Consider the following 14945-nt stretch of genomic DNA (forward strand, 5'->3'; position numbering starts at 1 on the left):
CGGGAAGACGAGAGCGCCGTCCGGTGCGTGTCACCCTGGCCGGTGGTGCAGCGGCGAAATACCTTCGAGGCAAAGGATCTGTCCAGTCATGACGACCGTGACGAGTGTGTCCACAGAGGACTTCCCGCCCCCGCCGGAACCGGACCTCACGCCGGCGCAGGTCGTCGCCAGGGCCGAGGCGATCGCGGCGTCGCTGGTGGAGCGCCAGGCCGAGACCGAGAAACGCACCTACTACGCCGAAGACACCCACGAGCAGTTCCGCGAAGCGGGCTTCTACCGGATCCTCGTGCCGCGGCGCTACGGCGGCTACGAGTTCGGCGTCGAGACGTTCATGCGGGTGGCGATGGCGATCGCCCGCGGCTGCCCGTCCACCGGGTGGGGCTACCTGTTCGGCGCGGCGCACGCGCTGCCCGTGGCGAGCCTGTTCGGCCGTGAGGCCCAGGACGAGGTGTTCGCCGGCGGCGACTTCATCTGCCCGATCACCGTCGGCCCGACCGGCAGCGGCGTCCGCACCGAAGACGGCAGCTGGCTCGTCAACGGCAACTGGGGTTACAGCTCGGGCGCGCCGTACGCGACGCACTTCGTCGGCCACACCCTGGTGTCCGGCGAGGACGGTCCGCGGCCGCTGATGTTCCTGCTGCCGCGCGCGCAGTGGCAGCGGCTCGACGACTGGGGCAACGGCCTCGGCCTCAAGGGCAGCGGCTCGCACACCATCCGCGTCGAGAACGTCGTCGTGCCCCCGCACCGCGTGCTCGAGGCGCACGTCAGCCAGCTGCCGGTCACCGAGGGCACGCCCGGCCGGGAGCTGCACGGCAACCCCGAGTACGGCGGCGGCCCGCTCAGCTTCATGCTGCTGGAGCTCGGGGTCCTGTCCGTCGGCATCGCGCAGGGCGCGCTCGACGCGTACGCGGACCTGATGCGGACCCGGACCACGACGTACCTGCCGATCGTGCCCCGGGCCGAAGACACCGACTACCAGTTCCACTACGGCGAAGCGGTCAGCAAGATCGGCGCCGCCGAAGCCGCCGTGCTCGGTGCCCTGCGGCAGTGGAGCGAGACGTGCGCCCGCGGCGCGGCGGCGTTCACCCGCGAGACCGAGCTGCGGCTGGCCCTGATCAGCAAGCAGGCGATCGCGCTCACCTGGTCGGCGGTCTCCGACCACCTCTTCCCGACGGCCGGCTCGAGCGCCGTCAAGGCGGGCGAGCGGATCGAGCGGGTGTGGCGGGACCTGTCGATGCTGCACAGCCACGCCGGCGTCGGGCTGTTCCTCGGCGGCAAGGCCGGCCGGGAGCTCGCGCGCCTCACCTTCGGCGTCCCGGAGTGACCCCGGCCGCCGCGCGGTACCAGGATCCGCCCGAACCACTTGGAGAAAGTCATGGCTGACCGCTGTCCCTTCGCCCTCGACACCAGCGGAACGAACATCCACGCGGAGGCGGCCGCCCTGCGCGCGCAGGGGTCCGCGGTCCAGGTGGAGCTGCCCGGCGGGGTGCTCGCCTGGAGCGTCAACAGCTACCGCGTCATCAAGCAGCTGCTCGCCGACGCGCGGGTCACCAAGAGCGCCCGCAACCACTGGCCGGCGTTCATCAACGGCCAGATCCCGCCGGACTGGGAGATGATCAGCTGGATCGCCATGGACAACATGGTGACCTCCTACGGCAAGGACCACGTGCGGCTGCGCCGGCTGGTCGGCAAGGCGTTCACGCCCCGGCGGACCGAGGCGATCAAGCCGCGGATCGTCGAGCTGACGAACGAGCTCATCGAAGGGCTGGCCGCGGCCGCCCCCGGCGAGGTCGTCGACCTGCGGGCCCGGTTCGCCTACCCGCTGCCCGCCCGGCTCGTCGCCGACCTGATCGGAATGGGCGAGGAGGCGCGGGTCAAGACCGCGAAGGTGATCGACATGATGGTCGACACCACGGTGACGCCGGAGCAGGCCCAGTCGGTGCTGGCGGGCTGGCGCGGGGCGATGGGCGACCTGATCGCCGAGAAGCGCGCGAACCCGGGCGAGGACATCACCAGCGACCTGGTCGCCGCGCGCGACGAGGACGGCTCGAAGCTGAGCGAGGTCGAGCTGACCGACACCATCTTCGCGATCCTCGGTGCCGGTTCGGAGACGACGATCAACTTCTTCGACAACTCGATTTCGGCGCTGCTGGCCAACCCGGAGCAGCTGGCGCTGATCAAGTCGGGCGGGGCGAACTGGGACGACGTCATCGACGAGACCCTGCGCGTCGAGTCCCCGCTGGCGCACCTGCCGCTGCGGTACGCCGTCGAGGACATCGAGCTCGAGGACGGCGTCACCATCCCGGCCGGCGACCCGATCCTGGTCAATTACAGCGCCGTCGGCCGCGACCCCGAGCTGCACGAGGACCGCCCGGAGGAGTTCGACATCACCCGCGCGGACAAGCACCACCTCTCGTTCGGCCACGGCCCGCACTTCTGCCTCGGCGCCGGCATCGCCCGCGCGGTCGCGACGATCGGGCTGTCCACGCTGTTCGACCGGTTCCCGGACCTGAACCTGGCGGTGGAGCACGCGGAGCTCCAGCCCCTCCCGACGTTCATCATGAACGGCCACCGAGCCCTCCCGGTCCGTCTCGCAGCCGCGGCCGAGGCAGCCGACGCCGCCTGACCCGCTCCGCAAAGTGCCCCGGCGCCCCCCGAGCGCCGGGGCACTTCCGTGCGCAAACCCGAAACTCGCGTGATCGAACCCGAAACTGGCGTGATTAAAGCCGGATCTCACGTGATTGAAGCCGGAACTCGCGAGGTTCCGTCCCCAATCACGCGAGATACGGCCTCGATCACGCGAGTTCCGGCCCCGATCACGCGAGTTCCGGCCCGAATCACGCGAACCGACTGGTTGCGTACACAGGGAAGCGCCCCCGGCGGGAGGCCGGGGGCGCTTCGGGGGGTGGGTCAGGCGGCTTTGGACTTGCGGAAGACCTTCAACATCATGCCCGGGCTCATCAACGCCCCCGGCGGGTCGACCAGGCCGGCCACCCGCATGAACGTGCGGGTGATGCTGCCGTCGCGGGTCGCGGCCGACTGGAGCTTCGCCATGTACGCGTTGCCCATCCGGACCTTCGCCGTGCGCTTGCCTTCGACCTCGGCGAACGCGAGGTCGCCGCTGGCCGAGAACTCCCACGGCGTCGCGATGACGCCGTCGATGTCCTTGAAGAACGCCCGTGCGTCGACCTCGTGGCCGAGCCCCAGGTGCTCGCGCAGCACCAGCGACTCGAGCGCGGCCACCGTCATCCCCTGCCCGTAGACGGGGTTGAAGCTGCACGCGGCGTCGCCCAGCACCAGGAACCCGGCCGGGAACCGCGTCAGCCGCTCGAAGTGCTTCCGCACGCTGGCCGGGTACTTGAACGCCACCGGGTCGTCGACCGGCTCGGCGTCCTTGATGACGTCGTAGACGTCCGGCACCGGCAGCGTCCGGGCCCACTCGAGGAAGCCCTCCGGGTCGGTCGGCGCGGCGTCGCCGAGCACGCCGGTCAGCGACACCGCCGACTTCCCGCCCTCGATGCGCGAGAAGAACGCCCCGCGCGGGTGGGACGGCGTCGCCACCGGGTTGATCGACAGGTCGCCGTTCAGGATCGACTCGTCGGGCAGGCGGTAGACGCGGGTCGTGTACGTCAGGTCGATCTTGACCCGGTCTTCCTCCGGCCGCTCGTAGCCGAGCTCCTCCAGCCACTTCGGGGTCCGGGAGCCGCGGCCGGTCGCGTCGACGACCAGGTCGGCCTCGAGCACCTGCTCGGTGCCCTCGTGCGGGTGGATCCGCACCCCGGTGACCCGGTCGTGGCCCGCCGATGTCGCCAGGCCGACGATGTCGGTCCGCTGCTCGAACCGGACGTTCGACAGCTTTTCGACGCCGGCCCGCACGTGGCTCTCCAGCACCGGCCGGGCGGCCGAGACGCAGGTCAGCCCGGTGGTGCCGGGCTGCAGCCTGCGGCCGTTGAAGAACCAGCGCAGCTCGCCGAGGTCGCCGGTCGGCACGCCGGCCGCGATCGCGCCCTCGGTGAAGCCGGGGAACAGCTCCTCCAGGATCTGCTGGCCCCGGGCGAGCAGCCCGTGCACGTGCCTGCCCTGCGGGACACCCCGGCGGGCACTGGCCACCCCGGTCAGGGTGTCCCGGTCCACGATCACCACTTCGGCGTACGCGTCGGCCAGCACACGCGCGGCCAGCAGCCCCGCCATGCTCCCACCGAGCACCACCGCACGGTCGCCAAGAAGGTTCGGCACCGCGGTCACCTCCAGCTTCTCGGGGCTCAGATGTAGAGCGTGTTGGGCTCGAGACCGGCGAGCACGCGGCCGTAGAGCTCGGCGTTGGTGTTCGGGTGCATCAGCGCGTGCTGGTGCACGGCGGCGATGTCGCGGGCGATGCGCTGGATCGGCACGTCGAGGAAGACCGACGAGCCGCCGCTGGCGCCGGCGAAGATGTCGACGGCCTGCTTGGCCAGCCGGACGACGGCGCCGAGGTCCCCCCGCGCCTGCGCGCGCTCGGTCAGCGTCCACTCGGCCCCGCTCACCGCGTGCGCGTCGACGGAGTCCGCGAGCCGGAAGGCGTGGAACTCCGCCTGGTCGATCTTCTGGGTGGCCTCGGCCAGCTGGTGGTGGGTCAGCGGCGCCTCGGCCTGGTTGGCGTAGTTCGTGTAGGTGATCTTGCGGTTCGGCAGGCGCTCGAGGAACGCCTCGCGCGCGGCGTGGGCCAGCCCGACCACGGTGCCGACCGACGACGCCGACGCGACCGGCAGCAGCGGCGCGCGGTAGATCGCCGCGTCCGCGTTCGCCTGGGACGCGCCCTGGCCGCCGAGCACCGCGGGCAGCGGCAGGACGCGTTCCTGCGGCACGAACAGGTTCTCCGCGATGGTCGTGATGCTGCCGGTGCCGCGCAGTCCGGAGGTGTGCCAGTCGTCGATCGTGATGAGCTCGCTCATCGGCACCAGCGCCATCACCGGGTACGGCTCGCCGCCCGCCGGGTCGACGAAGATCGCGATGATCTCCTGCCACTGCGCGTGGTGGGCGCCGGAGATGAAGCCCCACTTGCCGTTGACGACGATGCCGCCGTCGGCGGGGGCCGCCATGCCGGTCGGGCTCAGCGTGCCGCAGACGCGCACGTCGGGGACGGAGAACACCTCGTCCTGGACGGCGTCCGGGAACTGGCACGTCATCCAGGTCGGGATCCAGTAGACCGAAGCGGTCCACGAGGTGGAGCCGTCCGCCCGGCCGAGCTGCTTGCCGACCTCGACCAGGGTGCGGGTGTCGGCTTCGTAGCCGCCGTAGCGCTTCGGGGTGCGCAGCCGGAAGATCCCGGCGTCCGCGAGGGCCTGGACGGAGTCGTCGTGCAGGCGCCGGTTCTCCTCGGACCAGTCCCCGTTCTTCGCCAGTGCGGGAACCAGCTCGGCCGCGCGGCCGACGATCTCTTCGCGCGTGGGGACGTCGCTCGTCGTCACCATTTCCTCCAGGTAAGTTCTCCGACGGTGGACTGAGCGGTGTCCGTGATCCGGACTCGCGCCGACGACACAGGGGCCGCGCCTCAATCCCGTCGTCGACCGTCGCACCCGCGCTCCGGCCGCGGCATCTCCCCGATTGCCCATCCCTTCCCCGGCAACGAGAACGGCCGCCGCGTCGCACCGGACGAGAAGAGCCCGCCGCGTCCCGGGTGCGAGCATCGGATCCGGCAGCACGCTTCGTCGGCCACCCGCTCGCACGGCGGGGCGCGCCGGGATGAGGGAGAGGAGCGCCGTGACCGACCGTCAGGGCCACGCCGCGGACGAGGCCGGCCGGCGGCCGGTCACGCGCCCGCTGACCGGCGACGAGTACATCGAGAGCCTCCGCGACGACCGCGAGGTCTACCTCTTCGGCGAGCGGGTCAAGGACGTCACCACGCACCCCGCGTTCCACAACCCGATCCGGATGACGGCGCGGCTCTACGACGCGCTGCACGACCCGGCCACCAAGGACGTCCTCACCAAACCGACCGACACCGGCAGCGACGGCTACACGCACCGGTTCTTCGCGACCCCGCGCAGCGTCGAGGACCTCGTCGGCGACCAGCAGGCGATCGCCGCGTGGTCGCGGCTGAGCTACGGCTGGATGGGCCGCAGCCCGGACTACAAGGCCGCGTTCCTCGGCACGCTCGGCGCGAACGCGGACTTCTACGCGCCCTTCGACGCCAACGCGCGCCGCTGGTACAAGGAAGCCCAGGAAAAGGTCCTGTACTGGAACCACGCGATCGTGCACCCCCCGGTCGACCGCAACCGGCCGCCGGACGAGGTGTCCGACGTGTTCGTGCACGTCGAGAAGGAGACCGACGCGGGGCTGATCGTCAGCGGCGCCAAGGTCGTCGCGACCGGCTCGGCGCTGACCCACGCGAACTTCATCGCCCACTACGGCGTTCCGATCAAGAAGCGCGAGTTCGCCCTCGTCTGCACCATCCCGACCGGTGCGCGCGGCACCAAGCTGATCTGCCGCCCGTCCTATTCGGCCACCAGCGCGGTGATGGGCAGCCCGTTCGACTACCCGCTGTCTTCGCGGCTGGACGAGAACGACACGATCCTGGTGCTGGACAAGGTGCTGGTGCCGTGGGAGGACGTGTTCATCTACGGCGACATCGGCAAGGTGCAGCTGTTCACCGGCCAGTCCGGGTTCATCGAGCGGTTCACCTTCCACGGCTGCACGCGGCTGGCCGTCAAGCTCGAGTTCCTCGCCGGGCTGCTGGCCAAGGCGCTGGAGATCACCGGCACCAAGGACTTCCGCGGCGTGCAGAGCCGGCTGGGCGAGGTGCTGGCGTGGCGCAACCTGTTCTGGTCGCTGTCGGACTCGGCCGTGCGCAACCCGGTCGAATGGCGCAACGGCGCGCTGCTGCCGAACCCGCAGTACGGGCTGGCCTACCGGTGGTTCATGCAGATCGGCTACCCGCGGGTGCGCGAGATCATCATGCAGGACGTGGCCAGCGGGCTGATCTACACCAACTCCAGCGCCGAGGACTTCAAGAACCCAGACATCCGCCCGTACCTCGACAAGTACGTCCGCGGCTCCGGCGGGGTCGACTCGGTGGAGCGCTCGAAGGTGATGAAGCTGCTGTGGGACGCCGTCGGCACCGAATTCGGCGGCCGCCACGAGCTCTACGAGCGCAACTACGCCGGCAGCCACGAGAACACCCGCGTGGAGCTGCTGTTCGGCCAGATGGCCGACGGCAAGCTGGACGGCTACAAGTCCTTTGTGGACCAATGCCTCGCCGAATACGACCTGGACGGCTGGACGGTGCCCGACCTGTCCTCGTTCCCCGAGCTCCGCCACCTCCGGGACGGCTTGTCCGGGCTCTGAAGCGGCGGACCCAGCGTGGCCGCGAGGCCCGGACAACGAAGGACGGCACATGACGACGTTCGCGGCCGCGGTCGGCGAAACCCTCGCGGACCACGGGATCCGGCACGCCTTCGGGGTGGCCGGCAACGGGAACATCTACTTCGTCGGGGCCCTCACCGGCCACGGCGTGCGGTACGTGCCCGCCCGGCACGAGGGCGGCGCGATCGGGATGGCCGAGGCCTACTACCGCACCACCGGCGAGGTGGCGGTGTGCACCACCACCTACGGCCCGGGCCTGACGAACACCGCGACCGGCCTCACCGAGGCGGTCAAGCGGCGCAGCGCGGTCCTGGTGGTGTGCGGGGACGCGCCGGTGGGCCGCCCGCCGCGGCCGACCGACTTCGCGCAACGCGAGTTCATCGAGAGCCTCGGCGCCCGCGCGGTCCGGATCACCGACGCCGCCACCGCCCGCGAAACCACGGCGGAGGCGCTCGACCTGGCCCGCCGCGAGTGCGTCCCGGTGGTGCTGTGCCTGCCGGACGACCTGCTCAAGGCCGAGGTCCCGGCCGGGCCCGCGCCCCGGGCCGCCACGACTCGCCTGCTGCGGGTGACCCCGCCCGCCGCGAACGAGCTGGCCCCGGTCCTCGAGGCGCTCGCGGGCGCCCGGCGGCCGCTGGTCCTCGCCGGGGCCGGGGCGTGGCACGCGGGTGCGGCGAAGATCCTCGCCGACCTCGCCGACGAGCTCGGCGGCCTGCTGGCCACCAGCGTGCAGGCGGCCGGGTTGTTCGCCGGGCACCGCTGGTCGGTCGGGATCTGCGGCGGCTTCTCCTCGCCCCGCGCGGCCGAGCTGATCGACGGCGCCGACGTCGTGCTCGCCTTCGGCGCCACCCTCAACACCTTCACCCTGCACGGCGGCCGGATCCCCGCGCCGGACGCGACGCTGGTGCAGATCGACCTCACGGCGGCGCCCACGGTGCCGCGGGTCGACCTCGCGGTCACCGGCGACGCCGCGGACGTGGCCGTCGCGCTGCTCGACGCCGTCCGCGCGCGGGGACTGGGTTCGGCCGGCTGGCGGGCGGAGCTGGGCGGCGAGCTCGGCCCCGTCGGCTGGGTGGACGCGCCGTTCGAGGACCGCGGCACCGCCGACCGGATCGACCCGCGGACGCTGTCGGCGGAGCTGGCCCGGCTGCTGCCGCCCGAGCGGACGCTCGTCACCGACGGCGGGCACTTCGCCGGCTGGCCGATCATGTACTGGCCGGCCCCCGACCCGGCGGGCCTGGTCTTCACCGGCGTCGGCTTCCAGGTGATCGGGCTGGGCTTCGCGGGCGCGGTCGGCGCGGTCGCCGGGCGCCCGGACCGCACCACCGTCGTCGCCCTCGGCGACGGCGGCGCCCTGATGGGCCTGCCCGACCTCGAGACGCTGGTCCGCACCGCGGAGTCCGCGCTGGTGGTGATCTACGACGACGCCGCCTACGGGTGGGAGGTCCACGTCTACGGCGACGTGGCCGACCCGGCTTCGATCGCCTTCACCGACACCGACTTCGCCGGCGTCGCCCGCGCCTTCGGGGCGACCGCCGCGGTCGTGCGGTCGGTCGAGGACCTCGACGCCGTCCGGTCCTGGCTGGACCGCGGCTGTGCGGGGACGCTCGTGCTGGACTGCAAGGTCGTCCCGAACGTGGTGGCCGGGTTCCTCGCGGAGCTGGCCGGACAGCTGCAGGCGGGCGGTGGCCCGGCGGGAGCGCCCGGGCCCGGCCGGGCCGCCGCCTAACTGGGAGGAAATCCGATGGGCAGCAGAACCGTAGTCGACGTCTGGCTCGCCGACCTGACGTTCCCGGACTACATGGCGCCACTGCTGCGGCTGGGCGCGGAGTTCGAGCGGCGGCACCCCGAGTACGAGATCGCCATCCAGAGCAGCAACTTCCGCCGCATGCCGCAGGAGATCCACGAAGCGGCGCTCGGCGGCAGGCGCCCGGCGATCGCCGAGTACTACTACACCGCCACGCAGATCGCACGCGACGCCGTCGACCGCGACGGCGCCCCGCTGTTCACCCCGGTGGAGCGCGCGGTCGCCGGCCGCACCGAGATCCTCGGCGAGCCGGTGGTGACCGGCGACGTCATCCGGCCGATCCGCGACTTCTACAGCTACGACGGCGAACTCGTCTCGATGCCGACGGTCGGCACGACGAGCCTGCTGTACACCAACAAGTCCGTGCTCGACGCCGCCGGCGTCACCGGGATCCCGCGGACGTGGGCCGAGCTCGAGGCGGCGTGCGCGGTTGTCGAGCGGCTGCCCGGCGGCCCGCAGCACGGCGTCACGTGGGCCAACCACGGCATCTTCTTCCAGCAGGCGCTGGGCACGCAGGGCGCGCTGATGGTCGAGCCGGACAACGGCCGGTCGGCGCGGGGGACGCGGATCAGCCTGGCGGGCAAGGAGATGCTGACCTGGGTGGAGTGGTGGCAGCGGCTGCACGCGCGGGGCACGTACCTCTACACCGACGTGGTGAACGACTGGCTCGGCACGTTCCAGCGGTTCATCGGCGGCCAGACGGCGTTCCGGTTCAGCTCGTGCACGGACGTCCGCTACACCGTCGCGGCGGCCAAGGAGGCCGGGTTCGAGCTGGTGGTGAGCCGCCTGCCGTACAACGAGCAGGTGCCGTTCGCCGGCAACGTGGTGGCGGGCACGTCCCTGTGGCTCGGCGCCGGCCTCGACCCGGCGGTCGAGGAGGGGGCGCTGGCGTTCCTGCAGTTCATCAACAACCCGCAGAACGCGGCGGAGTGGCACAAGATCAGCAGCTTCATCCCGATCACGAACGCGGCGATCGCCCGCCTGGAGGACGAGGGGTACTTCCGGGAGCACCCGTACCACCGGGTGGCCCCGGACCAGCTCCACGCGGGCGACGGCTCCCTGGCCGCCCGAGGCCCGCTGCTGGGTGATTACGGCGGCATCCACGACGTGCTGACGGGCGCGATGGACGACGTGCTGACGCGCGGGGCGGAGCCGGAGGAGCGGTTCCGGCGGGCGGAGGCGGAGGCCCAGGTGCTGCTGGACGCCTACCACCGGGACGTGACGTCGGGTGGGCTGCGGGGGCCGCACTGCTTCAGCGTGGACTGATGCGGACGAGCCTGCCGCGAACGCTGTGCAGTTCCTCGCCGGTGACACCGGCGTCGAGCAGGTACTGCTCGACGTCGAAGCCGTCGAGGGTCGCCATGACGGCCTCTTCGGCCGTGGTGCCCCGGGCGGCGAGGGCGGCCTGGATGACCGGTTGCTGGTCGGCGGTTCCCATCGCGGCGTACAGGGGCTTGAGGGCTTCGGCGGACAGGGCGTAGTCCGCGGCGATGGCCCGGGGTTCGACGCCGGCCAGCGCGAGCAGCAGGAGCGTGATCAGCCCGGTCCGGTCCCGGCCGGCGCCGCAGTGGAACAGGACGCCGCCGGGACCGGTGTGGGCGATCGCCTTGACGACCGCAGCGCACCGCCCGGCCTTCCGCCGGAGGAAGACGGGGTAGTAGAGCGGGGTGCCGTTGAGCCGCTCCCGGTTGACGTGCTGCCAGAACGCGACGTCGTCGATGTCGTCGAGCGGGACTTCGAGCCGGTCGACGGCCGCCGGGCTGGTGGGGCCGTCCGGGGCGGCCGCGAACTGGGCCGAACCCGCCTGCGCCGTCAACGGAGCTCCGGCAGGCCGGATCTCGTCCGCGTTGCGCAGGTCGATGACCGTCCGGACGCCGGCCTCGCGCGCTTGGGCCCACCCCGCCCCGGTCACGAACCGGAGGTCCGCTGCCCTGTAGAAGGCTCCCCGGCCGGTCGTGCCGCCGGACCCGGTGGGCAGCCCGCCGAGGTCCCTGGTGTTGAAGAAGCCTTCCCAGGTCACCGCTCTGCTCGTGCTCATCAAAGGTATCGACGTCCGGCACGCGGGTCGGTTCATCGACGCCGGGAAGCAAAACGCCCCCGGTGCACCGGCACCGGGGGCGTTCCGCGTGACTCTCAGTCCTCCGGAAGCTCGATGGAGAGGCTGTGGTGGAAAACGTTCTTCGGGTCGTACCGCTTCTTGACCTGCTGCAGCCGCGGGTAGTTGTCCTTGTAGTACAGCGTGCTCCACGCAACCCCCGACTTGTTGTGCGCCGGGTCGGCCAGGTCGGCGTCGGGGTAGTTGATGTACGAGCCGTCGTTGTACTCGTTCGGCACCGGCACTCCGCCGGTCTCGGCGTAGACGTCGCGGTAGAAGTCGCGGACCTGGCCGAGCACCAGCTCGTCGTCCGCCTCGTCGCCCCACCACGCCATGAACGCGGCCTTGAGGATCGAGTCGCGCTGGGCGGTGGCCGTCGCCTCCGGCGCCACCGTGTTCACCTCGCCGCCGTAGCCGATCAGGATCAGCTCCTTGCGGCTGCTGGCGCCGGTGCCCAGGTGCTCCCAGATCGTGTCGATCTGCGCGTCCGTGTAGCCCTTGCGCAGGTACGCCGCCTTGATCTTGACACGGCGGATGTCCGGCGTGCCCTGGTCGCCCCAGTTCGGGTAGGCCGCGAAGTACAGCCACGGCCGCAGCGTCTGCTGCCGGAACACCGGCTGGGCGGACACTCCCTCCATGACGGCGTCGAAGTACTCGTTCAGCAGCGCTTCGCCGTCCTCGATGCCGCCGTCGACCATGCCGCCGATGGAGAGGATGCCGTTGGAGCGGTGCGAGGAGTAGAAGAACGCCGAGTGCTGCGCGTGCGGCGAGCCCGCTTCGCTGTTGCGCTCGAACCAGTCGCCGACGTTGCGCAGCATCCGCTTGAAGTCGGCTTCGCTGATGGAACTCCAGTCCCACGCGACCATGCCGTTGCGCCACAGGCCGGGCGCCTGCGGCAGCAGGTCGGCCGGCTCGCCGCCGGTGACACCGGGGGAGCGCACCCAGTACCGGGTGACGATGCCGAAGTTGCCGCCACCGCCGCCGGTGTGCGCCCACCACAGCTCGCGGTGGGGGTCGTCCTCCTCGCGGGTGGCGACCACCGCGCGGGCGGTGCCGTCGGCGTCGACGACCACGACCTCCACGGCGTAGAGGTAGTCGACGACCGCGCCGAGGCGGCGCGAGAGCGTGCCGTAGCCGCCGCCGGCGAAGTGCCCGCCGACGCCGACCTCGGTGCACTCACCGGCCGGGAGCGTCACGTTCCAGCCCTTGAACAGCACGCGGTAGACGTGCCCGAGGGTCGCGCCGGACTCGATCGCGAACGCGAGCCGCTCCGGGTCGTAGTAGACCTGGTTCATCTCGGACATGTCGAGCAGCACGCCGCTGTCGGCGGTGGCGAAGTCCTCGAAGCCGTGGCCGCCGCTGCGGACGGTGATCCGCTCGTCGGCCGCCGCCGCGGCGCCGACGGTCTCGACGACCTGCTCGGTCGTGGTCACCACGCGCACGTAGTCGGGCCGGCCGACGAAGCGGTGGTTGTGGCCGCGCACCATGCTGGGGTAACGCGGGTCCGTGGACGTGATGGTGGACGCGCCGAACCCGCTCGGATGGCCGTTCGTGCTCACTGTGATCCCTCCTGATTCCTGCCGGAACTCCCCGGCCGTGTCACGCGAACTCACGCCGTCGCGAAGCGGTCCAGTACAGGAACCACTGGGCGATCATGAGGTTGACGACCCAGCCGACCCAGCGGGCCGACTCGAGCAGGTAGGTGATGTCGACGCCGAGCGGCATGCCGATCTTGACGATGACCGGGCCCCACACGTTGTTCATCAGCAGCGCGAAGCTGTAGATCATGAACCGCCGGTGCAGCTTGAACTTCCGCTTCGCCGCCAGCACCCAGGCCGCGACCGTGCTCGCCAGGAACAGCGCGGTCGTCAGGGTGACGCCGATCTGACCGACCGGCGGCGCGAACGGGACGATGATCAGCCCGGCGACGCCGGTGGGGATGGCGGCGATCGCGTAGACCCGGCCGAACGCGCGGTGCACCTTCGGGTAGCGGTGCCGGATCATCGGCCACATCTGCAGGCAGGCCGAGAGCATGACGACGGTGCCGAACGCGATGTGCGCGATCAGCAGCGGGTAGTAGGCCGCGAAGCCGGCGTGCGGCGGGGCGGGGGCCTGGCTTTCCGGCACGCCGATGAACGGGCTCGTCTGCACGTACAGGAACGCGGCGACGACCAGCCAGAGCGGGACGATCCACGGTCGCTGCCAGAACTTGACGGTGGTGGCCGTCCGGGGCGGCAGCTGGTCGGCCCGCCGCGGATCCGGGACCCGGACCTCTTCGATGTGCTGTGTCACGGTAGTTCCTCCTGCTCGGCGCGGGGCGCCCACGGCGGCCGCCGGTGCCAGCCTCGCCCCGGGCGGGGCGCGGCGGCATCTCCCCGGTTGCCCGTTCTACTGTGGACTGACGATGTGGCACTCGGCCGGCCGCTGGTCGCCGGCGACGAGCGCGCGGAAGACGTCCGCCGCGTCCGCCAGCCCCTCGACCGGGCGCACCGCGCACCAGGAAGCGGCCCGGGCGACAAACCGCGCTTCGGCCGCGTGGTAGCGGGCGTAGAAGGATTCGGCGCCTTCCCGGGCGATGGTCTCCGACTCGATGGCCGGGGTGAAGAAGATGCGGGGTTCGGGGCCCGGCATGGGATCCGGCCGGACGACCGCGTCCGGGCTGGTGTACCCGACCAGCGCGCTGTGCTGCAGGCCGTCACCGAGCTTCTCGTGGATTTCGCGCAGCAGCTTGGGATCGCCGGTGAAGTCGACGAGCACGGCGGGGGTGGTGATCGGCAGCCGGGCGAGGTCGTCGTAGCTCGCGACGACGTCGTAGATCCCGCGGCCGGCCACGAAGTCCCAGTTGCGCCGCGACGTCACGCCGACGACGGTGAGGTCGCCGCGGTGCTCCAGCAGCTCGGCCAGGCCCAGCGCGGTCCGGCTGGAGGCGCTGGTGATCACGACCGTGCGCGCGCCGGCGGCGGCGTGCTCGCCGAGGAATTCGTCGAGCAGGTACGACGCCGGGAACACCGGGCGCGCGACGGCGACCAAGTCGTCCGCGGGCGACGGCGCACCGGCCGGCTGGTAGGTGCGGTACCACGGGTGCAGGAAGGCGCGTTCCGGGGCCGGGTCGACGAAGCCGGCGCCCGACGGCTCCACCGCGAGCGTGTGGTGGGTGCCGATCGGCAGGAAGCCGAACCAGCGGCTGCCCTCGGCGATGCTGGGGTGGCGCGAAGCGACGACCCGGGCGAAGCCCCACACGGGCACGCGGCCGCGGCCCGCCGGCGCGGGGAAGGCGTTCCAGAACGGCAGCAGCGCGTCGCCGAGGCGGGCGTAGGTGACGTTGATCTGGCCGAGGGCGAAGCGTTCGACCTCGAGGGTGACCTCGCCGTCGCCGGGCGGGCGCACCGCTTCCGGCACCACTTCGGTGGCGCTCAGGTCGTCCTTCCGGACCAGCAGTCCGTATCCGTCCACAGGAGACACTCCTCGGGTCGCGGTTCGGTCGCCGTCTCGCATCGTCACCGGTGGCGGGGCCCGTTCGCATCTCCCGCAGTGCCGGGGCGGTCCCGGCGGGACGGCACACCGCACGCGGCGAGAACCCGCCGGCGGGCCGCGCTGCCACCATGAGGGACCGGACGGGTCGTGAGTGGTAAGGCGGGTTAGAACTGGCCGAGCCGGCTTCGGCGACGATGCTCGCCGCGCGCGTCGGCCTGCCCCGCCAGA

At 71.8% G+C, this 14945-nt stretch carries 11 protein-coding genes; 5 read left to right on the forward strand and 6 right to left on the reverse strand.

Annotation, left to right across the window (positions count from 1 at the left end; all coding sequences use genetic code 11):
• Positions 1-88 precede the first annotated feature (88 nt).
• Positions 89-1324: an acyl-CoA dehydrogenase family protein gene (locus Q5425_RS23640; RefSeq protein ID WP_308674472.1), complete on the forward strand. Its 1236-nt coding sequence runs from the start codon at positions 89-91 to the stop codon at positions 1322-1324.
• Between the two features lie 51 nt (positions 1325-1375).
• Positions 1376-2626: a cytochrome P450 gene (locus Q5425_RS23645; protein ID WP_308674473.1), complete on the forward strand. Its 1251-nt coding sequence runs from the start codon at positions 1376-1378 to the stop codon at positions 2624-2626.
• Positions 2627-2910: 284 nt separating this feature from the next.
• On the opposite strand, the gene Q5425_RS23650 is transcribed toward Q5425_RS23645, so the two are convergent.
• Both Q5425_RS23650 and Q5425_RS23655 read right to left on the reverse strand, forming a co-directional pair.
• Positions 2911-4236, reverse strand: a complete 1326-nt coding sequence (locus Q5425_RS23650) for an FAD-dependent oxidoreductase (protein WP_308674474.1) — start codon at positions 4234-4236, stop codon at positions 2911-2913.
• A gap of 26 nt (positions 4237-4262) precedes the next feature.
• Positions 4263-5447, reverse strand: coding sequence for an acyl-CoA dehydrogenase family protein (locus tag Q5425_RS23655; protein ID WP_396135232.1), 1185 nt, complete (start codon positions 5445-5447; stop codon positions 4263-4265).
• Between the two features lie 292 nt (positions 5448-5739).
• Between Q5425_RS23655 and Q5425_RS23660 the strand changes: the two genes are divergently transcribed.
• Genes Q5425_RS23660 through Q5425_RS23670 form a run of 3 tightly spaced genes read left to right on the forward strand, consistent with a single transcriptional unit; the run spans position 5740 to position 10414 of the window.
• Complete coding sequence (locus Q5425_RS23660) at positions 5740-7323, forward strand: 4-hydroxyphenylacetate 3-hydroxylase N-terminal domain-containing protein (RefSeq protein ID WP_308674476.1); 1584 nt, start codon at positions 5740-5742, stop codon at positions 7321-7323.
• A gap of 49 nt (positions 7324-7372) precedes the next feature.
• Positions 7373-9070, forward strand: coding sequence for a thiamine pyrophosphate-binding protein (locus Q5425_RS23665; RefSeq protein ID WP_308674477.1), 1698 nt, complete (start codon positions 7373-7375; stop codon positions 9068-9070).
• 15 nt (positions 9071-9085) lie between these two features.
• Positions 9086-10414, forward strand: a complete 1329-nt coding sequence (locus Q5425_RS23670) for an extracellular solute-binding protein (RefSeq protein WP_308674478.1) — start codon at positions 9086-9088, stop codon at positions 10412-10414.
• On the opposite strand, the gene Q5425_RS23675 is transcribed toward Q5425_RS23670, so the two are convergent.
• The 4 genes from Q5425_RS23675 to Q5425_RS23690 all read right to left on the reverse strand — a co-directional run bounded on the left by Q5425_RS23675 (position 10401) and on the right by Q5425_RS23690 (position 14696).
• On the reverse strand, positions 10401-11186 hold the full coding sequence (locus Q5425_RS23675) for a tyrosine-protein phosphatase (protein ID WP_308674479.1): 786 nt from the start codon (positions 11184-11186) through the stop codon (positions 10401-10403). The genes Q5425_RS23670 and Q5425_RS23675 overlap by 14 nt on opposite strands.
• 95 nt (positions 11187-11281) lie before the next feature.
• A complete protein-coding gene (locus tag Q5425_RS23680; RefSeq protein ID WP_308674480.1) occupies positions 11282-12802 on the reverse strand; it encodes an FAD-binding protein in 1521 nt (506 codons plus the stop codon).
• A 40-nt stretch (positions 12803-12842) separates the two neighbouring features.
• Positions 12843-13535, reverse strand: coding sequence for a DUF2306 domain-containing protein (locus tag Q5425_RS23685; protein ID WP_308674481.1), 693 nt, complete (start codon positions 13533-13535; stop codon positions 12843-12845).
• 96 nt (positions 13536-13631) lie between these two features.
• Complete coding sequence (locus Q5425_RS23690; protein ID WP_308674482.1) at positions 13632-14696, reverse strand: DUF2855 family protein; 1065 nt, start codon at positions 14694-14696, stop codon at positions 13632-13634.
• Positions 14697-14945 lie beyond the last annotated feature (249 nt).

This window comes from Amycolatopsis sp. A133, assembly GCF_031082405.1.
Lineage (GTDB): Bacteria > Actinomycetota > Actinomycetes > Mycobacteriales > Pseudonocardiaceae > Amycolatopsis.

Excerpts from the sequence above, each read along its gene's own strand:
- Q5425_RS23675 (WP_308674479.1), bottom strand. The coding sequence starts at position 11,186 with ATGAGCACGAGCAGAGCGGTGACCTGGGAAGGCTTCTTCAACACCAGG.
- Q5425_RS23645 (WP_308674473.1), top strand. The coding sequence starts at position 1,376 with ATGGCTGACCGCTGTCCCTTCGCCCTCGACACCAGCGGAACGAACATC.
- Q5425_RS23640 (WP_308674472.1), top strand. The coding sequence starts at position 89 with ATGACGACCGTGACGAGTGTGTCCACAGAGGACTTCCCGCCCCCGCCG.
- Q5425_RS23665 (WP_308674477.1), top strand. The coding sequence starts at position 7,373 with ATGACGACGTTCGCGGCCGCGGTCGGCGAAACCCTCGCGGACCACGGG.
- Q5425_RS23670 (WP_308674478.1), top strand. The coding sequence starts at position 9,086 with ATGGGCAGCAGAACCGTAGTCGACGTCTGGCTCGCCGACCTGACGTTC.